Below are 22,140 nucleotides of genomic sequence, written 5' to 3'. Positions count from 1 at the left end.
TAACTCGGCGAACGGATGTTTACTGGATGACATGAGTCACACCCTCGGAATCCGTGAGGCCCAGAAGCAGCAGACCCGGCGGGCCCTTCTCGACGCGGGCCTGCGCCTGCTGGAGAACCAGAGCCTGAGCAGCCTGGGACTGCGCGAGGTCACCCGTGAAGTCGGCGTCGCGCCCGCCGGTTTCTACCGGCACTTCCGCGACATGGGCGATCTCGGGGTGGCCCTGGTCGCCGAATCGCTGGGCAGTCTCCACGCGATGATCCGGGCGATCCTGGCCGAGCAGGACGACGCCGAGGAGGTCATCGCCCGCTCCGTCGGCGTCATCACCCTGCACGTGCGCGACCACCGGGCACACATCCGCTTCATCGCCCGCGAGCGGCACGGCGGGGTGCAGGCCGTCCGTGAGGCCATCGCCGCCGAACTCTCGCTCTTCGCCGACGAAGTGGCCGAGGCACTCGGCGCGCAGCCCGTCTCGCGGGGCTGGACACCCGAGGACATGCGCATGCTCGCCGAACTGTACGTGGACCGCATGCTGATGACGGCGATCGCCTTCATGGAGGCGCCGGCCGGGGACACCGCTGCCGAGCGGCTCGTCGCCCAACGGGCCCGCAAGGAGCTCTACCTGATCCACCTGGGGCGACGGCACTGGCTGGACGCCTGAGGACGAATGGACACGTGCGTGCCATGGCCGGCCGACGGCACCACGGATCGGGGGCTTGATCAGCTGTCAGGTGCCGACCCCACGGGCCGGCCGGTGGGCGGAGCCGAGGTCACCGCTCGGGAGAGCCCAGGTCGAGCCAGTCGGGCGCGCCGGGAACGTCGTTGATGCTGAGCATGGCGTGCTCCTTCGGACGGGCGTCCTGTGCCCCGGTCGCGCCCAGTCCTGCGGCGGGCACTGACAGTGGCCCCCGTGCCGCTCCGTCAGCTCTGCCGCGGCTGGCTGGCGATGACGGCGAACAGCGCGCCGAAGGGGTCCGCGAGGTGCGCGAAGCGTCCGACGCCCTCGGCGTGCCGGGGCGCCATGACGACCTTCCCGCCGAGCTGCCCGGCCTTGGCGACCACCGCGTCGGCGTCCTCGACCTCGAAGTAGGGCAGCCAGCGCGGGGTGACGCCGGCCTCCCTCATCTCGCCGGTGATCTGCACGATCCCGCCCAGGGACGCCTCCCGGCCGCCGCCCGAGGTCGAGAGCACCGTGTAGCTGGTGGTGCCGAGGGGCACGTCCTGCGCCTGCCACTCGAAGACCGAGCCGTAGAAGTCGCGGGCCGCGGCGGCGTCCGGCGCGTACAGCTCCGCCCATCCGAGGCTGCCCGGCTCGGTGACCACGTCGAGGCCCTTGGTGTCGCGGGGCTGCCACACGGCGAACTCCGCTCCCCCGGGGTCGGTGAAGCCCGCCATCCGGCCGTTGGTGAAGACGTCGAAGGGCGCGAGGCGGACCGTGCCGCCGGCCTGCTCGACCGCCTTGGCGGTGGCGTCGGCGTCGGCCGTCTGGAAGTACAGCGTCCAGGAGGGCCGCACGCCCTCCCCGCTGGGCGGCCCGAAGGCGGCCACGGTCTTCCCGCCGAGGCGGAAGAAGCCGTAGCCGCCGGCCTCGGGCCCGAGCGGCTGTGCGTCCCAGGAGAAGAGACCGGTGTAGAAGGTGACCGCCGCCCCCGGGTCCGGGCTGCCCAGGTCGATCCAGTTCGGGGCGCCGTTGACGTACTGGGTGGTGAGCATGGCGGTCTCCTTGGCCTGCGTGCGTGCCCGGTGCTGCCGTGGTCCCGGTGTCCGTCCTCAGTCTGGCACCGGTGCCCGGCTCGCGCCGGGCGGCGTCACTTCCCCTGGGTGAACGCGTCGTAGGCCTTGAGTACCTCGTCCGTCGGACCGTCCATGCGCAGCGTGCCGTGCTCCAGCCAGATGGCACGGTCGCAGGTGTCGCGGATCGACTTGTTGTTGTGGCTGACCAGGAAGACCGTGCCGGCCTCCTTGCGCAGCTCGCGGATCCGCGCCTCGGAGCGCTTGCGGAACCGGTTGTCACCGGTCGCCAGCGCCTCGTCGATCATCAGGACGTCGTGGCTCTTGGCCGCGGCGATCGAGAAGCGCAGGCGGGCCGCCATGCCGGAGGAGTAGGTCCGCATCGGGAGCGAGATGAAGTCGCCCTTCTCGTTGATGCCGGAGAAGTCGACGATCGAGTCGTAGCGCTGCCTGACCTCTTCCTGCGACATGCCCATCGCGAGACCGCCGAGCATGACGTTGCGCTCGCCGGTCAGGTCGTTCATCAGCGCGGCGTTCACGCCGAGCAGCGAGGGCTGCCCCTGGGTGTACACCTTGCCGCTCTCCGCGGGCAGCAGGCCCGCGACCGCCTTGAGCAGGGTGGACTTGCCCGAGCCGTTGGAGCCGATGAGCCCGATGGACTCACCCCGGTAGGCGGTGAAGCTCACACCGCGCACCGCGTGCACCATGCGGACGTTCGGGTTGCCGCCCTTGCGGCGGATCAGCCGCGACAGGGCGTTGACCGCGGTGCCGCGGCCGGTACCCGCGCCGTGCACCCGGTACACGATGTGCAGGTCGTCCACGATCACGGTGGGGATGCGCTCAGCCACGGCCGTACCTCTCCTCAGCCTTCCAGAACCACACGAAGCCCCCGGCGCCCATGACCACGGCCCAGCCCAGGGCGACCGCCCACACGTGCGGGGGCAGCTGCTCGGAGGTGAAGCTGTCGATCAGCGCGAAGCGCATCAGGTCGATGTAGACCGCCGCCGGGTTCAGTCCGAGCAGGATCTTCGCGGCCTGCGGCGCGTGCGCCGCGAAGTGGCTGATGCTGTACATGACGCCGGAGGCGTACATCCAGGTCCGCAGGATGAACGGCATCAGTTGCGCGAGGTCGGTCATCTTGCTGCCGAGCCGCGCCATCACCAGCGCCAGGCCCGCGTTGAAGACCGACTGCAGCAGCAGCGCCGGGATCGCGAGCAGCCAGGACGGGCCCGGCACCTCGCCGGTCATCAGCACGATGGCGACGAGCACGATCATCGACATCAGCAGCTGCTGCAGTTGCATGATCGTCTGCGCGATCGGCAGGCTGGCACGGGGAAAGTGCAGGGCCCGCACCAGTCCGAGGTTGCCCGAGATGGCGCGGACACCCGCCATCACCGAGGACTGGGTGAAGGTGTAGACGAAGATGCCGGTGACCAGGAACGCGATGTAGTTGTCCACGCCGCGGTCGGTGCCCAGCAGCAGGCCGAAGATCAGGTAGTACACGGCCGCGTTGAGCAGCGGGGTCAGCACCTGCCAGAGCTGGCCCAGGCGGGCCCGCGTGTACTGCGCCGACACACGGGCCGTGGCGTACGAGGTGATGAAGTGCCGGCGTCCCCACAGCTGCCGCACGTAGGCACCCAGACTGGGACGGGCCCCGCTGACCGTGAGGCCGTGCTCGGCCGCAAGCGCAGCGGGGGACGGCGCCGGAACGCCGGGCGGCGCGGGCGCCGCTGAGGAGGACTCGATGTCAAGGCTCACGAGGGGGCGCTTCCGTTCGGGGGTGATGCGCGAGGGGGGCGGTAGTGCGCCGACGGAACGAGACCGTATCGTCGTTACCAGGACGTTAGACCACATGCGCGTTGGAACGCAACCGTTCCGTCCCGTCGTCGCGTAGGCTGCCGGACATGGCACCGGACACCGCACCCCCACGACGCGCCCCCGCCGGGGCGGCAGTGCTCCGAGACGATGTCACGGAGGCCATCCGCGCGGCCGTCTTCGAGGAGCTCGCGGCGGTCGGGTACGGCCGGATGTCGATCGAGGGCATCGCACGGCGCGCGGGCGTCGGCAAGGCCGCGGTCTACCGGCGCTGGCGCTCCAAGCTGCCGCTCGTCCTCGACGTGGTGTCCGCCGTCGCGGCGCTCGGCGTGCCGGCGCCCGCCACGGGCAGTCTGCTGGGTGACATAAGGATGCTGCTGGAGGTGACGGCGCGGGCGCTGCGGCATCCCGTCGCCTCGCAGATCATCCCCGACCTACTGGCGGAGGCCTCCCGTAACCCGGAGATCGCCGAGACCCTGCAGACCGCGCTGCGCGACACCCAGCGCGGCATCGCCACCGCCATCGTCGAGGCCGCCGTCCAACGCGGTGAGCTCCCCGCCGGCACGGACTGCGACCTCGCCCTCGACCTCATGGCCGGCCCCCTCTACTGGCGCCTGGCGGTCCTCCGCTCCCCCCTCACCCCCCGCTACCTCGACCGCCTCGCCGCCGCCACGGCCGCGGCCCTGGCGGCGTCGGCCTAGGTGTTCTGTCCGGGGCCAGGCCACAGGGTCGGCAGAAGCGTTCGCAGGGACCGGTGGGGTCAGCCGCGGGGGATGGCGAAGTCGTCGAGGCGGGCGCGTTCCGGGGCGAGGGAGGACCAGAAGCCGGGCCAGGCGAGGACGGCGAGGGCGGAGGTGGGGAACTTGTCGGCGGCGCGGAGCAGGGCGTCGGCGCGGGCCTCGCCCGTCAGGCGCAGGACGAGGTCCTGGACGCCCGGGTTGTGGCCGACCAGCAGGAGGGTGGCGACGTCGTCGGGGGCCTCGCGCAGGACGTCGAGGAGGGCGCGCGCTGTGGCGGCGTAGACCCGTTCGTCGAGTCGCACCGTCGGGGGCGGCGTGGCGCCCAGGGCCTCGGCGGCGAGTTCCCAGGTCTCCTGGGTGCGCCGGGAGGTCGAGCAGATCACGAGGTCGGGGATGTGCTCGGCCTCGCGCAGCCAGTGGCCGACGGCCGGGGCGTCGCGCCGGCCGCGGGGACCGAGGGGACGGTCGTGGTCGGGGACGTCCGGCGGCCAGGCGGACTTGGCGTGCCGCAGCACGACGAGCCGTCGCGGGCCCTCCCGGCGTCGTCTCACGACGGCACTCACGACCGCATCCCGCCGACCTCACTCGTCAGCTCCAGCGCCAGCACACGGTCCGCCTGGGCGAACGTCTCGAAGCGGGAGCCGTCCGGCAGGGCGGTCTCCGCCGCCAGGCGATCGAGGGTGGTGAGGTAGGAGGCGGTGTCGAGGTCCGCGGTCAGGGCCGCCTGGAGGTGCTCGACGTACTCGGCGCACATCGGCTTGGACGGCGACTCGGCCCAGCGGGCCACAGCGCCGCGCCACTGCCGGAGGCCGGTGTCCGCCGCATCGAGGACCCGCGGGGTCAGTTCCGCCGGGGCCCGGCGGTCCAGCCGGAGCAGCGCCAGCCGTACGGCGGGGCCCGCGGTCACCTCGTCCGGGTGAACCGGTCCCACGTCCAGGCGGGGGCCGCCGGTCTCGGTGCCCGCCGGGGCGACGTGCGCCCGGGCCGGGCCGGCCAGTGCCTCCTCGGCCTCGCGCGCGCTGTCTCCACGTGCCGCGGCGGGCCTGATACCCAGCGCGGCCGCGGCCGCGTCCAGGGCGGGGTCGGCCGGGCCCACCGAGGCGACCAGCACCTGCCCGCCGTAGGTCTCGGCCGTGCGCGCCAGTACGTCCGCCAGCAGCAGCACCCTCAGCGCGGTCGTCGCGCCCGCGGCGCCGATGTGGGCCAGCACGCGCAGCGGCACGCGCCGCCCCGGCTCCAGCTCCACGGGCTCGCCGTTCCTGCCGTCCACGATGCGCAGCACGCCTCCGAATCTAACCCGTACCTCTCTCCGGCGGGGGCGGGGGCGCAGGTTCCCTTCCCAGGTGACCGCGTCCTGGGCGGGATGCCGCCGGGGCCGCGTTCTCCCCGGCCGGGCAGCTTGGCGGTCCGGGCTGCGAACGCCTCTCACTCTCGGATTTCCGAGCGCAAGAGGCCCGTGAAACTCGCGTCCGAGGCGTCGCGTTGTCCCCGGGCGCGACTTACAGTTGCGCGTATCAGAGCAGAACGGGGGATTCGCCACGCGGCGCCTCTGGGAGGGCATATGACCCGCATCTCGGTGAAGGTGGACGGCACGGCCTACGAGGACGAGGTGGAGCCCCGCCTCCTACTCGTCCATTACCTGCGGGACCGGCTCGGTCTGACCGGTACCCCCGTCGGGTGCGACACCACGAACTGCGGTGCCTGCACGGTGGACCTCGACGGGAAGAGCGTGAAGAGCTGCTCCGTGCTGGCCGTGCAGGCCGACGGCGGCGAGGTGACGACGATCCAGGGGCTGGCCTCAGCCGACGGCGAGTGGCACCCGCTGCAGCGGGCCTTCCACGAGCAGCACGCCCTGCAGTGCGGTTTCTGCACCCCCGGCATGATCATGGCCGCGCGCGACCTGCTGCGGGACAACCCCGACCCCACGCCCGAGGAGGTCCGCGAGGGTCTGGAGGGCAATCTCTGCCGTTGTACGGGCTACATGAACATCGTGCGCGCCGTGCTCGCGGCCGCCGCCGAGGAACGACGGCAACAGGCCCCCGAGCCCGGCGCCGTGGCGGAGCACGCCCAACCGAGCACGGCCGGAAGCGGGGCGCCGGTATGACCGACCAGCTCACCGGACGCGAGCCCGAGGTCGGCCGCGCCCGGGTCCGCAAGGAGGACGCCCGGCTGGTGACCGGCCGGACCAACTGGACCGACAACATCACCGTCCCGGGCCTGCTGCACATGGCGATCCTGCGCAGCCCGATGGCACACGCCCGCATCGAGCGGATCGACGTCACGCCGGCCCTGGAACGGCCGGGCGTCGTCGCCGCGTACAGCGGCCGCGACCTGGCCGAGGGGCTCGGCTCGCTGCCGTGCGCCTGGCCCGTCACCGAGGACATCGTGCTGCCCGAGCACCCGCCGCTCGCCGTCGACGAGGTCCGGCACACCGGCGACCCGGTCGCGGTCGTCGTCGCCAGGGACCGCTACGCGGCCGCCGACGCACTGGAGGCGATCGACGTCGACTACGAGCCGCTGCCCCCGGTGCTCGACATGGAGGCGGCACTCGCCGAGGGCGCCCCGCTGGTCCACGCCGACAAGGGCACCAACCGCTGCTACACCTGGCCGCTGGCCACCGGCGAGGACTACGCGACGGTGCGCGAGCGGGCCGACGTGGTGGTGCGCCGGCGCTTCGTGCAGCAGCGGCTCATTCCCAACGCCATGGAACCGCGGGCCGTCGTGGCGGTCCCGCCGGGCGCCTCGGACCAGTACACCCTGTACTCCGCGACGCAGATCCCGCACATCGTGCGCGTGATGATGGCCGTGGTCACCGGCATCCCCGAGCACCGGCTGCGGGTGGTCGCGCCGGACGTCGGCGGCGGCTTCGGTTCCAAGCTCCAGGTGTACGGCGAGGAGGCGATCGGCCTGGCCGTCGCCCGGAAGCTGGGCCGTCCCGTGAAGTGGACGGAGTCCCGGTCGGAGGGCTACCTGGCCACCCACCACGGCCGCGACCAGATCCAGGACCTCGAGCTCGCCGCGACGCGCGAGGGCAGGCTGCTCGGCCTGAAGGTGGACCTGCTCGCCGACATGGGCGCGTACCTGATGATCGTGACGCCGGGTGTCCCGCTGCTCGGGGCGTTCATGTTCCCCGGCATCTACAAGATGGACGCCTACGACTTCACCTGTACGGGCGTCTTCACCACCAAGACCCCCACCGACGCTTACCGCGGCGCGGGCCGCCCCGAGGCGACGTTCGCGATCGAGCGCATGATGGACGAGCTCGCCGCGGAACTCGGCATGGACCCGGTGGAGGTCCGCCGCCGCAACTGGATCGGTCACCAGGAGTTCCCCTACACCACCATCGGCGGGCTGACCTACGACAGCGGGAACTACGAGGCGGCGACCGACAAGGCGCTCGCCCTCTTCGGCTACGACGACCTGCGGTCCGAACAGCGCAAGCGCGAGGAGCACGGCGACCGGGTGCGGCTCGGCATCGGCGTGTCGACGTACACGGAGATGTGCGGGCTCGCGCCCAGCCGGATCCTGCGCGACCTGCGCTACGGCGCGGGCGGCTGGGAGGCGGCGTCCATCCGCATGCTGCCCACCGGCAAGGTGGAGGTGCTGACCGGCACCAGCCCGCACGGGCAGGGCCATGTGACGAGCTGGAGCCAGATCGCGGCGGACGTGCTGGGCGTGCCCTTCGAGGACGTCGAGGTGCTGCACGGCGACACGCGCACGGTCCCGCAGGGCATGGACACCTACGGCTCGCGCTCGCTGGTCGTCGGCGGGGTGGCCGTGCACCGCGCCGCGCGGAAGGTGGTGAACAAGGCCCGGAAGGTCGCCGCCCACCTGCTGGAGGCGAGCATGGACGACCTGGACTTCGCGGACGGCGTCTTCTCGGTCAAGGGTTCCCCGGACGCGCGCAGGACCATCCAGGAGGTGGCGTTCGCGACGTTCACCTCGCACGACCTGCCCGACGGGCTGGAACCGACGATCAACGCCGAGCACGTGGAGGACCCGGAGGCCTTCTCCTACCCGCACGGCACGCACCTGTGCGCGGTGGAGGTGGACACCGAGACCGGGCGGGTGCGGATCCGCAGTTACGTGTGCGTGGACGACGTCGGCAAGGTCGTCAATCCGATGATCGTGGAGGGCCAGGTGCACGGCGGTCTCGCCCAGGGCATCGCCCAGGCCCTGTTCGAGGAGGCCGTGTACGACACGGAGGGAAACCTGGTCTCCGGCACCATGGCCGACTACCTCGTGCCCTGCGCGGCCGACCTGCCCGACTTCCTCACCGACCGTACCGAGACGCCGGCGACGACCAACCCGCTGGGTGTGAAGGGTGTCGGCGAGGCCGGGACGATCGCCTCGACCCCCGCGGTGGTCAACGCCGTGGTCGACGCCCTGCGGCCGCTGGGCGTCACGGACGTGCCGATGCCGTGCACGCCGGAGCGGATCTGGCGGGCCCTGGGGGACGCGCGGTCCGCCCGTCCGGAGGAGGGCAGCTCATGATTCCCGCGTCGTTCGACTACGCCAGGCCCCGCACCGTGGAGGAGGCGGTGGGGCAACTCGCGCTCGCCGGGGACGAGGCGAAGGTGCTCGCCGGCGGCCAGAGCCTGCTGCCGATCCTGCGGCTGCGGCTCGCCTTCCCCGAACTCGTCGTGGACATCGGCCGCATCCCCGCCCTGCGCGGGGTACGGGTCGACGGGGACCACCTCGTCATCGGCGCCCTCACCTCGCACCACGATGTCGTGCACGACCCGCTGGTGCGGCGGCACGCCGGGCTTCTGGCCGCCGCCACGGCCACGGTGGCCGATCCGGCGGTGCGTCACCGCGGCACGATCGGCGGCGCCCTCGCCCATGCCGACCCGGCCGGGGACGTGCCCGCGGCCGTCCTGGCCCTGGACGCCGAACTGGTCCTCCAGGGGCCGGACGGGCGGCGGACCGTCCCGGCGCGGGAGTTCTTCACCGACTACCTGCAGACGGCACTGCGGCCGGACGAACTGCTGGTGGAGGTGCGGGTGCCCAAGGCGGACGCCTGGGGTTTCCGCTACGAGAAGTTCCAGCTCAGCGCCCAGGCCTGGGCCGTGGTGGGGGTAGCCGCGCTGGTCCGGCGCGACGACGGCCGGATCGTCGAGTCCCGCGTGGGACTGTCGAACATGGGGCCCACCCCGGTGCGCGCCACCGCCTGCGAGGCGGCCCTGGCGGGCGCCGAAGCGGCACCGGAGGCGGTGGCCTCGGCCGCCGACAGCGCGGCGGAGGGCACCCGTCCGGCGTCCGACCTGTCGGCGTCCGCCGCGTACCGGGAGCACCTGGCGAGGGTGCTGACCCGCAGGGCCGTGCTCGCCGCGGCGGACCTGACATGAGGAGCGGACGCAGCGCATGACCTGGCCGGCGCACGGGAATCCGCCGGGGTGGACCGCCCCGGCGGGCCCCTCCTGCGGGCCGCTTCCCCTGACGACGGCGCGTGCCGGGGCGGTGGGACCCCACGGCCCCGGCGCCCCGCCGTCGGCCCCGGCCACCGGCCCCACACCTGCCGCTTCCGCGTCGCCCGCCGCCGTGGACGGGGCGGTGGACGGGTCCATGCCGGGGATCGCCGGCCCCGAGCAGCTGCGGGCCCGGCTGGAGGAGACCGGCTATCTGGTCGACGACGGCCTCGCCGTCGCCTGCTACCTGGCGCTGACGCTGCACCGCCCGATCTTCTGCGAGGGCGACGCGGGTGTCGGCAAGACCGCGCTGGCGCACGCGCTCGCCGAGGCGCTCGGCGCGCCGCTGATCCGTCTGCAGTGCTACGAGGGCATCGACGCGTCGCAGGCGCTGTACGACTGGGACTTTCCGCGGCAGTTGCTGCACCTGCGGGCGGCCGAGGCGGCGGGCGTCAGCGACCCCGACACATTGGAGGGCGAGCTGTACAGCCGGCGGTTCCTGCTGGCACGGCCGCTGCTGCGGGCGCTGGAGACCAGCCCGTCGGTGCTGCTGGTCGACGAGATCGACCGCGCGGACGACGAGTTCGAGGCGTTCCTGCTGGAACTGCTGTCGGAGTACTCCGTCACCGTCCCCGAACTGGGCACCCTGCGGGCGCAGTCGCCGCCCGTGGTGGTACTGACGTCCAACCGGACGCGTGAGGTGCACGACGCCCTGAAGCGGCGCTGCCTCTACCACTGGTTCGAGCACCCCGGCTTCGAGCGGGAGCTGGCGATCGTGCGGCGCAGGCAGCCGCACGTGGCGGCGCGGCTGGCGGCGCAGGTCACGGCCGTGGTGCAGTGCCTGCGGGAGCAGGACCTGGTGCGGCCGCCGGGGGTGGCCGAGACCATCGACTGGGCGGAGGCGCTGGCCGCGCTGGGGGCCACGGAACTCGACGCGGACCTGGCGATGACCACCCTCGGCTCGGTGCTGAAGTACCGCGAGGACGCGGAGCGGGCGCGCTCGCTCGACCTGTCGGAGATCCTCGCCGCGCGGGCGGGCGGGTCGCGGTGAGCACGGTGCGCACGGTCACCGCGGACGGCACGGCGGCAGTGGTGGGCTTCGCCCGCGCCCTGCGGGCCGCCGGGGTGCCGGCCGGCCCCGACCGGGTGGCCGCCTTCCTGGCCGCGCTCGGCCGACTCGACCCGGCGCGGCGCCGCGACGTGTACTGGGCGGGCCGGCTCACGCTCTGCGGCGGCCCGGACGACCTGGAACGCTACGACCGGGTCTTCGCGGCCTTCTTCGACGGCGAGCGGCCGCCACCCCGCCGGGTACACCCCGCGGTCCGCCCGGTGCGCCCGCCTGCCGTACCGCGGGCCGTGCCCGCGGAGCGGGTTACGGACGAGGAGGGGGGAAAGGGGCCCGGCGTGACCGCGCTCGCCAGCGCGACGGAGGTGCTGCGGCATCGTGACGTGGCCGCCATGACGGCGGCCGATCGGGCCCAACTGAACCAGCTGCTGGCGGTGTTCGCCCTGGACGGTGAGCCGCGCCGTAGCTCCCGGCGCCGTCCGGCGCGCCGGGGTGACGTGGATCCACGGCGTACCGTACGGGAGTTGCTGCGCCGGGGCGGTGAGCCGGCCGTGCTCCTGCGGCGGGCCCCGGCCCGCAAGCCGCGCCGGGTGGTGCTGCTGCTGGACGTCAGCGGGTCGATGGCACCGTACGCGGACGCGCTGCTGCGGTTCGCGCACGCCGCCGCGCACGGTTCGCGCGGCCGCACGCCCACCGAGGTCTTCACCCTCGGCACCCGGCTGACCCGGGTCACCCGTGAGATGGCGCGCCGGGATCCGGACGCGGCGATGGCCGCGGTCGGGGCGGCGGTGCCCGACTGGAGCGGCGGGACCCGGCTCGGCGAGACACTGCGGGCGTTCCTGGACCGCTGGGGGGCACGGGGGACGGCGCGCGGCGCGGTGGTCGTGCTGCTGTCGGACGGCTGGGAGCGCGGTGACCCCGCCCTGCTGGCCGCGCAGATGCGGCGGCTGGCACGGCTGGCGCACCGCGTGGTGTGGGCCAACCCCCGCAAGGCCGGACCGGGGTACGCCCCGCTGGCGGCGGGGATGGCGGCGGCCCTGCCGAGCGTCGACGCCTTCGTGGAAGGGCACAGTCTGGGCGCGCTGGAACGTCTGGCCGCCGTGGTGAGAGGAGCCGACGGTGCGTGAGATCCTTCCTGCGCTGAACGACTGGTACGCCTCGGGCACCCCTTTCGGGCTGGCCACGGTGGTGGCGGTGAGCCGCAGCGCGCCGCGCGGGCCGGGCGCGGCGATGGCGGTGGGGCCGGACGACGAGGTCGTCGGCAGCGTCTCCGGGGGCTGTGTGGAGGGCGCGGTCTTCGAACTGGCCAAGGAGGTCGTCGAGTCGGGCGAGGCCCAGCTGCACACCTTCGGCTACAGCGACGCCGACGCCTTCGAGGTCGGCCTGACCTGCGGCGGTGAGATCACCTTGCTGGTCCGTCCGGTGTCCCCGGCCACGGACGCGGGCTTCGCCGAGGTGGCGGCCTCCGTCGCCGCGCACCGACCCGTGGTCACCGTGACGGTGCTGGACGGTCCCGCGCCGCGCGGCGCCACGCTCACGGTGTGGCCGGACCGGGTCGCGGGCACCCTCGGCTCGGAGGGCCTGGACGCGGCGGTCACCGACGACGCCCGCGGTGAGCTGGCCCGGGGCGGGACCGGACAACGCCACTACGGCCGGCACGGCGAGCGGCGCGAGGACGACGTGACGGTGTTCCTGCAGTCCTTCGCCCCGCCGCCGCGGATGCTGGTGTTCGGCGCGATCGACTTCGCGGCGGCGGTGGCGCGCATCGGGCTGTTCCTCGGTTACCGGGTGACCGTCTGCGACGCGCGTCCGGTGTTCGCGACCCCGAAGCGCTTCCCCGAGGGCGCGGAGGTCGTCGTCGACTGGCCGCACCGCTACCTGGGCGGCACGCAGACCGACGACCGCACGGTGGTGTGCGTCCTCACCCACGACCCCAAGTTCGACGTTCCGCTGCTGGAGGTCGCCCTGCGCCGCCCTGCCGCGTACATCGGTGTCATGGGCAGCCGGCGGACCCACGACGACCGTCTCAAACGGCTGCGCGACACGACGCTCCGCCCGGCCGAACTGGCCCGGCTGCGCTCGCCGATCGGGCTGGACCTGGGTGCGCGCACTCCCGAGGAGGTCGCCGTGTCGATCGCCGCCGAGATCATCGCGCTGCGCTGGGGCGGCAGCGGCACCCCGCTGTCGGGCACGGCCGGCGCGATCCACCCTCCGGTGCTCAGGCCGGTGTGACGAGGAGAGGAGGAGATCATGGAACTGCACCACGAGTTCGGGGTCCCCGTCCCGGTGGCGGACGCCTGGCGGGCGCTGCTGGACATCGAGCGCGTCGCGCCGTGCATGCCGGGCGCGACGGTGGAGGAGTACGACGGCGAGACCGTGAAGGGCACGGTGAAGGTCAAGGTCGGCCCGGTGACGGTGACCTACCGCGGCACGGCCGTCTTCGAGGAACGGGACGGGACCGCGCACCGCGTCGTGCTGGCCGCCCGCGGCAAGGAGGTCCGCGGCCAGGGCACGGCGCGGGCGACGGTGACCGGCACGCTGACGGAGAAGGACGGCGCGACCGTCGTCTCGGTGACCACCGACCTGGCGGTGACCGGCCGTCCCGCGCAGTTCGGGCGCGGCGTGATGGCCGAGGTGGGCGACCGCATCATCGGCCAGTTCGCCGACTGCCTCGCAAGCCGCCTGGCCGCCCCGCAGCCCGCGGCCGGGAGCGAGGACACCGCCGGGGAAGCGCCCCCCGTGCCACCGGAGCACGCTGACGAACCGCTCGACCTGCTCAGGGTCGCCGGCGCCCCGGTCGCCAAACGCGCCGCGGTGGCGGGGCTGCTGGCCGCGGCCGTCGCCGCGGCGGTCGTCGTCGTCCTGCGACGACGCCGCTGACGCTACGAGGTGGGTCGGCGGGACAGCCGGACCACCAGCGGGCTCAAAAGTTGATCATGTGGCCGGCGAGACCGTGGACGGCCTCCTGGACGGCCTCGCTCAAGGTCGGGTGGCCGTGCACGTTGCGGGCCACTTCGGCGGCCGTGAGGTCCCACTTCTGGGCGAGCGTCAGCTCCGGCAGCAGCTCGGTGACCTCGGGGCCGATCAGGTGCCCGCCCAGGAGCTCGCCGTACTTCGCGTCGCTGATGAGCTTCACGAAACCGCTCGCGTCGCCGAGGCCGTGCGCCTTGCCGTTGGCGGTGAAGGGGAACTTGGCCACGCGCACGTCGAAGCCGCGCTCGCGGGCCTGCGCCTCCGTCCACCCGAAGCTGGCGATCTGCGGCTGGCAGAAGGTGACGCGCGGGATCATCACGTAGTCCAGCGACATGGTCTCGGCGTCCGCGATGGTCTCGGCGGCGACCACGCCCATGGCCTCGGCGGCATGCGCGAGCATCAGCTTCGCGGTGACGTCGCCGATGGCGAAGATGTGCGGGACGCTGGTGCGGCAGAACTCGTCGATGTCGATGGCACCGCGCTCGGTGAGCCGGACCCCGGTCTGCTCCAGGCCGTAGCCGGAGATCCGCGGCTGGAAGCCGATGGCCTGGAGCACCTTGTCGGCCTGGAGCGTCTGCCGCTGGCCGCCGGTGGTCACCATGACCTTCACCGCGTCGCCGGCGTCGTTGATCGCCTCCACCCGGGTCGAGGTGAGCACGTCGATGCCCAGCTTGCGGTACTGGCGCGAGAGTTCGGCCGAGACCTCCTCGTCCTCCAGCGGCACGATCCGGTCCAGGAACTCCACGAGGGTCACCTTCACCCCGTAGTTGTGCAGGACGTACGCGAACTCCACACCGATCGCCCCGGCGCCCGCGATGAGCATGCTCCCCGGGAGCGTGTCCGTCATGATCTGCTCCTCGTACGTCACGACCCGCTCGCTGAGCGAGGTGCCGGGGAGCAGCCTGGTGGTGGCGCCGGTGGCGATGACGCAGTGGTCGAAGGTGACGGTCTCGCTGCCGCCGGAGCCCAGCGCGACGTGGAGGGTGTGGTCGTCGGTGAAGGTGCCGTGGCCCTCGAGCTTCGTGATGTCGTTCTTCTTCATCAGGAAATGGACGCCCTTGACCCGGCCGTCGGCGACCTTGCGGCTGCGCGCGAAGGCCTCGCGGTAGTCGAAGCTGACCTCGCCGTTCACCCGGATGCCGAAGGTCTTGGCCTCCTTGGTGAAGATGTGCGCCAGTTCGGCGTTGCGCAGCAGGGCCTTGGAGGGGATGCACCCGACGTTGAGGCACACCCCGCCCCAGTAGCGCTCCTCGACGATCGCCGTCCGCAGGCCCAGCTGGGCGGCCCTGATGGCGGCGACATACCCCCCGGGCCCCGCGCCCAGGACGACGACGTCAAAGTGTGTGCTCATGCGGCGACCCCTGTGTGGACCACGGTGCGGAAGCTCGAGCGGGCCGGAGTGTCCCGTGGCCCACGATCACGCGCCGGGGGCGGCCGCGCAACACGGAGGAGGCGTCTGCCGCGTCACATCGGCCGCCCGGCGTACTCCGGGTCGACGGCGGGTCAGTTGTTCGCCGGGAACTGACGGGCGAGCGTGTCGCCGGCGGAGACCGCCGTGGCGCGGCTCTCGATCGGCGAGACGGAGGAGTTCTTGAAGGGGATGTACGTCACGCCGGACTCCGCCCCGCCGGCCTCCGGGTCCGGGTCGATGCCGAGGGCCTGCGCGGTGGCGTAGGAGGTCGCGCCGGTGCATCGCGGTGGGGCCGGTGTCATCGACGACGGCCGACTCGACGCGGCCGCCGTACACGACGACGACACCGCCGCCCTTGATGCCGGCGCCGCGGTGGTCCCGGGACGAAGGTCCCGCCGGCAAAGGACCCGGACATGACCGAAAGACCGAGGGCGCGCCGCCGCGCGCCCCCTACGGTGGGGGCTGATCCGCATGCCCGGCATGCGCCGGCCGGACCCAGGAGGTACCACCGTGGCACTGACGACCCGGGCGACCCGAGCCCTCGGAGCAGTCGCGGCGGTGACGCTCGCCGGAGCCGCTCTCGCCGCCTGCGGCACGGAGCACATGATGCGGAGCGCCGGTGCCACCGCGTCCGCGCCCTCCGTCCGGGCCGCCGCGCCGGCCTCGCCCTCCGCGCTTTCCTCCGCCCCCACCGCCCCCTCCGCGCCCTCCGCGCCTTCCTCCGCCCCCACCGCGCCGTCCGGCACACCGGGCGCGGCCCGCACCCCGGCGGGCACCGCGCGCCACGACGCCGCCCCGGGTACCGGCCGGCGGCCGGCCCCCGGGCACCGCACGGCCTCGCCCCGCGGCACGGCGGCCCACGGCACCGCGGTCCAGGCACCCGCCCGTGGCACGGTCGTGACCGCGCGCTCGATCCAGCACGGCGTGGAGGCCCCGGGCAGGTCGGTGGCCCTCACCTTCGACGACGGCCCGGACCCGGTGTGGACCCCGAAGGTCCTCGACGTGCTCGCCCGGCACCACGCCAAGGCCACGTTCTGCGAGATAGGCCCCAACGCCCGGGCCCACCCCGACCTGGTGCGGCGGATCACCGCCGCGGGCCACCGGTTGTGCGACCACTCCGTCCACCACGACGAGGCGCAGAGCCGCAAGTCGGAGGAGTACAACCGCCACGAGATACTCGACGCACAGAGCGAGATCTCCCGCGCCGCCGGCTCCGGCGACACATCACTGTGGTACTACCGGGCCCCCGGCGGCGACTTCTCCCCCTCGATCCGCGCCATCGCCGCCGGCCACGGACTGCGCCCGCTCGGCTGGACCGTCGACTCCGACGACTGGCGCCGCCCCGGCGTGGACGCCATCCTCGCGACCGTGAACTCCGAGCTGAAGCCGGGCGCCATCGTGCTCATGCACGACGGCGGCGGCGACCGCAGCCAGACCGTGCGGGCGCTGGAGACCCTGCTCGACCGGCTCGACACGGCCGGCTACACCTACACCTTCCCCCAGCGCTGATCCGGGACCCGGACCGGAACGCGCGACGTGCCGCGTCGCGCCGCCCACGGGCGCGTCGCACCATGAGCACATGGCAACCGGCACCGCCATCCACGCAGGGACCGTGATCAACCTGCGCGACCTTGGCGGCATCCCGCTGGCCGGTCCCGGAGCGGGGCACGCGGTCAGGTCCGGGACGGTCCTGCGCTCCGGCCGGCTCGACCGCTACGACCCGGCCACCGATCCCCGTGTGGCGGACCTGGGCATCAGGACCGTGGTCGACCTGCGCACCGCCGGGGAGCGCGGCGCCGCCCCCGACGTGCTGCCCGCCGGCGCCCGGCTCTTCGTCGCCGACGTCTTCGGCGACGACCCGCACATGGCCCCGGCCCGGCTGAGGACGCTGCTCCGCGACCCGGCACGGGCCGGCCGGGAGCTCGGCGGCGGACGTGCCGAGGACCTGATGGCGGAGGCGTACCGCCGTATGGTGACCTCCCCGACAGCCTGCTCCGCGTACCGCGCGCTGCTGGAGACCGCCGCCGACCCGGCGGCCCGGCCGGTGCTGTTCCACTGCACGGCGGGCAAGGACCGTACGGGCTGGGCGAGCACGCTGCTGCTGACGCTGCTGGGCGCGGACCCGGCCGTGGTACGCGGCGAGTTCCTGGCGGTGAACGCCGCCGTGCAGGCCGCCTACAGCACCCACCTGCGGCGATTCATGAAGTCGGGCGGGGATCCCGGCATCGCCGCCGCGGTCCTGGAGGTGCGGGAGCGCTACCTCGACGCCGCGCTCGGCGCGGTCGCGGAGGGCTGGGGCGATATGACGGCGTACGCCCGGCACGGGCTGCGCCTGCCCGACCCCGCTGTGGCGCGCCTGCGCGAGGGGCTGATCGAGTTCGTGGGAGACGGAGGGAGCGTCACGCGTTCTTCTCACACCCCGTGACGTTTCCCCGCACACGGGCTGCGCCGGGGCCCCGGAGGCGGTGTAATGACCCCGTGGTCAGCGACGGCGCGAAAGGACGCAGAGTTCGGGCGCTGTCCGCCGAGCTCGCGCTCAAAGCGCTCCGATCCGACCTTGGCCACTCCGCCCGCCTGCGATCCGTCATCGAACAGGCGCTGGTCTTCACCGGCGCGACCCACGTCGCCGTGTACGCACCCTCGGAGACCGGCGGGAAGTTGTGCCTGGTCGCCTCGGCCGGGGTGCCGCGCGCCCTGCACGGGCTGCGCCAGAGCTACGCGACGGACGGCGACTCCCCCATGGCCGTCTGCGTGCGCCAGGACCGCGTGGTGTCCGCGGGTCCGGCGGAGGTCGCCCGGATGGCCGGGAACGGGACCCCGGAGCCGCTGGAGGTCTCGCTGACCGCCCTGCCGCTGCGGGCGGACCACGTGAGCGTCGGCTGCCTGGTCGCGGTCACGGACCAGCCGGGCGGCTTCGACGCCGAGGACCGGCAGAGCCTCGGACTCTTCGCCACCGCGATAGGCCACCCCGGCCCCATGCCCGGCGGCGCTTGCGGCGAGGCCGGTCCGGTGGCCGCGGCGGAGCCCCGGGGCACCGGGTTCACCCTCGACATGGACACCGGCTGGATCAACGTGGGCGACGATGTGCTCGCCCTGTTCGGCCTGGAGCCCTCGGGGTTCGACGGCAGGGTGGAGACGCTGCTCGCGCTGACCGTTCCCGAGGACCTACCCGCGCTGATGTCGGTGGTGGAGGCCGGGCACATGGCCACCGGCGAACGCGAGTTGGAGTTCCGCATCCGCCGGCCCTCGGGGGAGTTGCGCTGGCTGCGGCTGCGCGGCCGAGTGCTGTTCGCCCCGGACGGCCGCCCCGTACGGCTGCTCGGCACGGTCGGGGACGCCTCGCGGATGCGGGCCGGGGTCAACGACGTGGGCAGGGTGCAGCAACTCGCCGCCGACCTGGCCAACGCCGCGACCGTGCGGGACGTCAGCGCGGTCGTGGTGAAGGCACTGCGGCGCCCGCTGAACGCCGATCGGGTCGCGCTCGCGGAGCTGGAGAACGACCGGTTGGTGGTCACCGTCCTCGACCCGGCGGCCCCCTCGGCGTGGCCCGAGGTGTGGCACACCGAGTGGCGTTCGGACTGGCCGGACGCGCCCACCCGGGCCATGCCCACGCTGGCGGCCGCGCTGCGCGAGGGCCGGGTCGGCTTCTGGCCGGCCGGGGCGCCGCTGGAGTCCACGCTGGCCGGGGTGGGGCCCGGCGGCCTCGCGGTGCTGCCGCTCCCCGCGGCCGGACGGGTCGTCGGATGCTGCCTGCTCGGCTGGGACCAGCCCCACGAGTTCGGCCCGGACGAACGCGCCGTGCTGACCGCCGCGGCCGGCCTGGTCGGCCAGGCGCTGGTCCGCGTACGGGCCTTCGACGCCGAGCACGAACTGGTCGGCACCCTGCAGCGCACCCTGCTGCCGCGCCGGCTCCCCGTGCTGCCGGGCGGGGTCGCGGTCGCCCGGTACCTGCCGACGACCGGCGGGCTGGAGGTCGGCGGCGACTGGTACGACGTCATACCCCTGCACGACCACCACGTCGCCCTGGTCATCGGCGATGTCCAGGGGCACAACGCCGGGGCCGCCACACTCATGGGCCAGATGCGCACCGCGATCCGCGCCTACGCCGTGGAGGGCCACTCCCCCGACGTCGTCGTGTCCCACGCCAACCGCCTGCTCATGGGCATGGAGACCGATCTCTTCGCGACCTGTTGCTACGTCAGCATCGACATGGAGGAGGGCAGTGCCTGGTGCGTGCGCGCCGGTCACCTGCCCCCGGTGCTGCGGCTGCCGGACGGCGGCACACAGATCGTGGAGGGCGACGGCGGGCCCCCGCTGGGCGTCGTCGACGACGCGGACTTCCCGCTGATCCCCCTCCGGCTGCGCAACGGCACCGTACTCGCGCTGACCACGGACGGCCTGGTCGAGACCGCCGAACTCCCCATGGATGAGGGCATCTCACGGATGGCACGCGAGATGTCCGAGGCAGACCCCTCCCACCTCGGCCGCATGGCCGACGCCCTGCTGAGCGGCGCGACCCGCAGCGACGACGTGGCGCTGCTGCTCATGCGCTACGACGGCATGGCCGTCAAGCCCATACGCGAGAGCTGGACGGTGTGGCGGCTCCCCGACGCCGCCTCGCACGCCCGCCGGTTCACCGCCCGCACCCTGCGCGCGTGGGGGCTGGGCGAGGCGGCCGACACCGTGCTGCTCGTCGTCTCGGAACTGGTCACCAACGCCCTGGTGCACACCGACGGCCAGGTGCGGCTGGACATCACCCTCACTGGCGACCGTTTGCGGATCGCCGTGGGCGACGCCTCGCCCCGGACCCCGGTCAAGCCGGCGATCGTCAACTGGCACGACACGGGCGGCCGCGGCATCCTCCTCGTCGAGGCCCTGTCGGCCGCGTGGGGCACGATGCCCCTCAGCGGCGGCAAGCAGGTGTGGTGCGACATCCCCGTCCACCCCCCGCGCCCCGAAGCGGCCGACTGACGCGGCCGCCCGCTCCGCGGCGCGTGACGCGGGCCGAAGGACCCGGCCCCGGGGCCGGCGTGCCCCTCACCCAAGACCCCCTCCGATCGTCCGCGCAGGCCCGCGGGCGCCGGTTGCGCGGGCGCGAGCATGGGCCGCAGCCCCGGCCGGGCAGGGCGCCCCGCCCCCGAGGTTCCGTTCCGCACGCCTCAGGCAACGGGTAGCCGGTGCCGGGGCGGAGGTCGGAACGGGGCTGCGGGGGCACTGCCCGGGGGCGGTGGGCCCGGTGCTCCAACGGCGACCTGCAGCACCTCTTCCCGACATGCCGACCAGTCGGTATCGTGCGGCCACCCCGGGGCACCGACGCCCACCCGCGCCCGCACACGCACCCGCTCGCCACGGGAGCCCTCCCGAACGGCAGGCCACCGCGCCGACCCCGACCCCGACCCCGCCTCCCGATCCGCCCCTCTCGTCCCGCACCACCCCGCCGAACTCCCAAGGAAGGGTGACTGGTGGAAAGCCTCCTGCGCATCGACGGACTCGAGGTCTCCTTCGGGGGCCTGTCCGCACTCGATGCGGTGTCCCTGTCGGTCCGGCCGGGCGAAGTGCTCGGCGTCATCGGGCCCAACGGGGCCGGAAAGACGACCCTGTTCAACGCCGTGTGCGGCTTCGTACGCCCGGCCGCCGGCACCCTGCACTGGCAGGACCGGGCCCTGCCCTGGCCCCGCCCGCACCAGCTGGCCCGGCTCGGCATCGCCAGGACCCTGCAGGGCCTGGGGCTGTTTCCCCGGCTGACCGTGCTGGAGAACGTCATGGTCGGGGCGACCCGGCACGCGCGGGCGGGCTTCGCCTCCGCACTGCTGGGCCTGCCCCGTTCGGACCGCGACGAACGGCTGCTGCGGCACCGTTCGCTGGCCGTCCTGCGGGAACTCGGCGCGGAGGACGCCGCCGGCCGGCTCCCCGGCGAACTCCCCTACGGCGTGCAGAAGCAGGTCGCGCTCGCCCGGGCGCTGGTCGGCGAGCCGCGGCTGCTGCTGCTCGACGAACCGGCCTCGGGGCTCTCCGAGGACGGCATGCGCGCACTGGGCGAAATCATCTCCGGGCTGCGCGAACGGATGGCGGTCATCCTCGTCGAGCACCACATGGACCTGGTCATGCGGGTCTGCGACCGGGTCCTCGTCCTCGACTTCGGCAAGGTCATCGCCTACGGCACCCCGGACGAGGTGCGCGACGACCCGCTGGTGACCGAGGCGTACCTCGGCGACGAGGTCACCGCGGGAACACCGGCGCCGGCCGAGCCCGGGTCCCGAGAGGAGTCCTCCCGTGCTTGAGGTCCGCGAACTCGTCGTCTCCTACGGCATGGTGCGGGCCCTGGACGAGGTGTCACTCACCGTGGACCAGGGCAGCGTCACCGCCGTGCTCGGCGCCAACGGCGCCGGCAAGACCACCCTGCTGCGCGCCGTCAACGGACTCGTCCGGCCGCGCTCCGGCAGCGTCCTGCTCGACGGCGCCGACATCACCGGGCTGCCCGTCGAGGAGGTCGTACGCCTGGGTCTGGCCCACGTGCCGGAGGGCCGCGGGGTCGTCACCGAGCTGACCGTCCACGACAACCTCCGGCTGGGCGTCCTGTGGCGGGACCGGCGTGAGCGCAGGGCGCTGCAGTCCGCCGGCCTGGAGGAGGTGTACGCCCTCTTCCCCGCCCTGGCCGAGCGGCGCGCGCGGCTCGCGGAGACGCTCTCCGGCGGCGAACGGCAGATGCTCGCCATCGGCAGGGCGCTGATGACCCGGCCGCGGCTGCTGCTGCTCGACGAGCCGTCGCTGGGGCTCGCGCCCCGCGTCACCGCCCAGATCCTCGCCGTCCTGCGGGAGTTGCGGGAGCGGCAGGGGCTCACCGTACTCCTGGTGGAGCAGAACGCGCGCAGCGCCCTGTCCGTCGCGGACCACGGCGTCGTACTGAACCTGGGGCGGGTGGTCGCGGCCGACGCGGCCGCGCGCCTCGCCACCGCGGACGACCTCCGCCACGCCTACCTGGGGTTCTGAATGTAT

General features: G+C 73.7%; 21 protein-coding genes and 1 pseudogene. 14 read left to right on the top strand and 8 right to left on the bottom strand.

The window, feature by feature from the left end; translation table 11 throughout:
* Positions 1–31: 31 nt before the first annotated feature.
* Positions 32–661 (top strand): TetR family transcriptional regulator, encoded by a 630-nt coding sequence (locus tag AC3EUJ_RS15875; protein WP_431961865.1) that lies wholly within the window; start codon positions 32–34, stop codon positions 659–661.
* Positions 662–770: 109 nt separating this feature from the next.
* On the opposite strand, the gene AC3EUJ_RS15870 is transcribed toward AC3EUJ_RS15875, so the two are convergent.
* The 4 genes from AC3EUJ_RS15870 to AC3EUJ_RS15855 form a co-directional block, all read right to left on the bottom strand.
* On the bottom strand, positions 771–896 hold the full coding sequence (locus AC3EUJ_RS15870; protein WP_431961864.1) for a hypothetical protein: 126 nt from the start codon (positions 894–896) through the stop codon (positions 771–773).
* 25 nt (positions 897–921) lie between these two features.
* Entirely contained in the window at positions 922–1,713 is a 792-nt protein-coding gene (locus AC3EUJ_RS15865) for a VOC family protein (protein WP_431961863.1), read from the bottom strand.
* A gap of 95 nt (positions 1,714–1,808) precedes the next feature.
* Positions 1,809–2,579, bottom strand: coding sequence for an ABC transporter ATP-binding protein (locus tag AC3EUJ_RS15860; RefSeq protein WP_431961862.1), 771 nt, complete (start codon positions 2,577–2,579; stop codon positions 1,809–1,811).
* Positions 2,572–3,489, bottom strand: a complete 918-nt coding sequence (locus tag AC3EUJ_RS15855) for an ABC transporter permease (protein WP_431961861.1) — start codon at positions 3,487–3,489, stop codon at positions 2,572–2,574. Before AC3EUJ_RS15855 ends, AC3EUJ_RS15860 begins: the two co-directional genes overlap by 8 nt.
* A gap of 146 nt (positions 3,490–3,635) precedes the next feature.
* Between AC3EUJ_RS15855 and AC3EUJ_RS15850 the strand changes: the two genes are divergently transcribed.
* A complete protein-coding gene (locus AC3EUJ_RS15850) occupies positions 3,636–4,247 on the top strand; it encodes a TetR/AcrR family transcriptional regulator (protein WP_431961860.1) in 612 nt (203 codons plus the stop codon).
* 59 nt (positions 4,248–4,306) lie between these two features.
* On the opposite strand, the gene AC3EUJ_RS15845 is transcribed toward AC3EUJ_RS15850, so the two are convergent.
* Together AC3EUJ_RS15845 and AC3EUJ_RS15840 are read right to left on the bottom strand one after the other, a co-directional pair.
* Complete coding sequence (locus AC3EUJ_RS15845) at positions 4,307–4,837, bottom strand: SixA phosphatase family protein (protein ID WP_431961859.1); 531 nt, start codon at positions 4,835–4,837, stop codon at positions 4,307–4,309.
* Between the two features lie 8 nt (positions 4,838–4,845).
* Positions 4,846–5,568, bottom strand: a complete 723-nt coding sequence (locus AC3EUJ_RS15840) for a hypothetical protein (RefSeq protein WP_431961858.1) — start codon at positions 5,566–5,568, stop codon at positions 4,846–4,848.
* 279 nt (positions 5,569–5,847) lie between these two features.
* Between AC3EUJ_RS15840 and AC3EUJ_RS15835 the strand changes: the two genes are divergently transcribed.
* From AC3EUJ_RS15835 to AC3EUJ_RS15805, 7 genes are all read left to right on the top strand, one after another.
* Positions 5,848–6,390 (top strand): (2Fe-2S)-binding protein, encoded by a 543-nt coding sequence (locus AC3EUJ_RS15835; protein ID WP_431961857.1) that lies wholly within the window; start codon positions 5,848–5,850, stop codon positions 6,388–6,390.
* Complete coding sequence (locus tag AC3EUJ_RS15830) at positions 6,387–8,780, top strand: xanthine dehydrogenase family protein molybdopterin-binding subunit (protein WP_431961856.1); 2,394 nt, start codon at positions 6,387–6,389, stop codon at positions 8,778–8,780. Before AC3EUJ_RS15835 ends, AC3EUJ_RS15830 begins: the two co-directional genes overlap by 4 nt.
* Positions 8,777–9,634, top strand: a complete 858-nt coding sequence (locus AC3EUJ_RS15825) for an FAD binding domain-containing protein (RefSeq protein ID WP_431961855.1) — start codon at positions 8,777–8,779, stop codon at positions 9,632–9,634. Before AC3EUJ_RS15830 ends, AC3EUJ_RS15825 begins: the two co-directional genes overlap by 4 nt.
* Before the next feature lie 217 nt (positions 9,635–9,851).
* Positions 9,852–10,745, top strand: coding sequence for an AAA family ATPase (locus AC3EUJ_RS15820; protein WP_431961854.1), 894 nt, complete (start codon positions 9,852–9,854; stop codon positions 10,743–10,745).
* Positions 10,742–11,887 (top strand): vWA domain-containing protein, encoded by a 1,146-nt coding sequence (locus AC3EUJ_RS15815; protein WP_431961853.1) that lies wholly within the window; start codon positions 10,742–10,744, stop codon positions 11,885–11,887. Before AC3EUJ_RS15820 ends, AC3EUJ_RS15815 begins: the two co-directional genes overlap by 4 nt.
* Positions 11,880–12,992 (top strand): XdhC family protein, encoded by a 1,113-nt coding sequence (locus AC3EUJ_RS15810; protein ID WP_431961852.1) that lies wholly within the window; start codon positions 11,880–11,882, stop codon positions 12,990–12,992. The genes AC3EUJ_RS15815 and AC3EUJ_RS15810 overlap by 8 nt, the downstream gene beginning before the upstream one ends.
* 18 nt (positions 12,993–13,010) lie before the next feature.
* Entirely contained in the window at positions 13,011–13,640 is a 630-nt protein-coding gene (locus AC3EUJ_RS15805) for an SRPBCC family protein (protein ID WP_431961851.1), read from the top strand.
* Positions 13,641–13,683: 43 nt separating this feature from the next.
* On the opposite strand, the gene lpdA is transcribed toward AC3EUJ_RS15805, so the two are convergent.
* Both lpdA and AC3EUJ_RS15795 read right to left on the bottom strand, forming a co-directional pair.
* Positions 13,684–15,084 (bottom strand): dihydrolipoyl dehydrogenase, encoded by a 1,401-nt coding sequence (lpdA, locus tag AC3EUJ_RS15800; RefSeq protein ID WP_431961850.1) that lies wholly within the window; start codon positions 15,082–15,084, stop codon positions 13,684–13,686.
* 152 nt (positions 15,085–15,236) lie between these two features.
* Positions 15,237–15,513 (bottom strand): annotated as a pseudogene (locus AC3EUJ_RS15795) (glycoside hydrolase family 75 protein); the annotation flags it as partial.
* Between the two features lie 141 nt (positions 15,514–15,654).
* Here AC3EUJ_RS15795 and AC3EUJ_RS15790 point away from each other — a divergent pair.
* The 5 genes from AC3EUJ_RS15790 (at position 15,655) to AC3EUJ_RS15770 (ending at position 22,134) form a co-directional block, all read left to right on the top strand.
* Entirely contained in the window at positions 15,655–16,653 is a 999-nt protein-coding gene (locus tag AC3EUJ_RS15790; protein WP_431961849.1) for a polysaccharide deacetylase family protein, read from the top strand.
* Positions 16,654–16,723: 70 nt separating this feature from the next.
* Entirely contained in the window at positions 16,724–17,569 is an 846-nt protein-coding gene (locus AC3EUJ_RS15785; RefSeq protein WP_431961848.1) for a tyrosine-protein phosphatase, read from the top strand.
* A 53-nt stretch (positions 17,570–17,622) separates the two neighbouring features.
* Positions 17,623–20,115, top strand: a complete 2,493-nt coding sequence (locus AC3EUJ_RS15780; protein WP_431961847.1) for a SpoIIE family protein phosphatase — start codon at positions 17,623–17,625, stop codon at positions 20,113–20,115.
* A gap of 491 nt (positions 20,116–20,606) precedes the next feature.
* Complete coding sequence (locus tag AC3EUJ_RS15775) at positions 20,607–21,425, top strand: ABC transporter ATP-binding protein (protein ID WP_431961846.1); 819 nt, start codon at positions 20,607–20,609, stop codon at positions 21,423–21,425.
* Entirely contained in the window at positions 21,418–22,134 is a 717-nt protein-coding gene (locus AC3EUJ_RS15770; RefSeq protein WP_431961845.1) for an ABC transporter ATP-binding protein, read from the top strand. Before AC3EUJ_RS15775 ends, AC3EUJ_RS15770 begins: the two co-directional genes overlap by 8 nt.
* Positions 22,135–22,140 lie beyond the last annotated feature (6 nt).

Source organism: Actinacidiphila sp. bgisy160 (assembly GCF_057707815.1).
The sequence above is the reverse complement of the archived record's forward strand: the minus strand, read 5'-3'. Positions and strand labels throughout refer to the sequence as shown.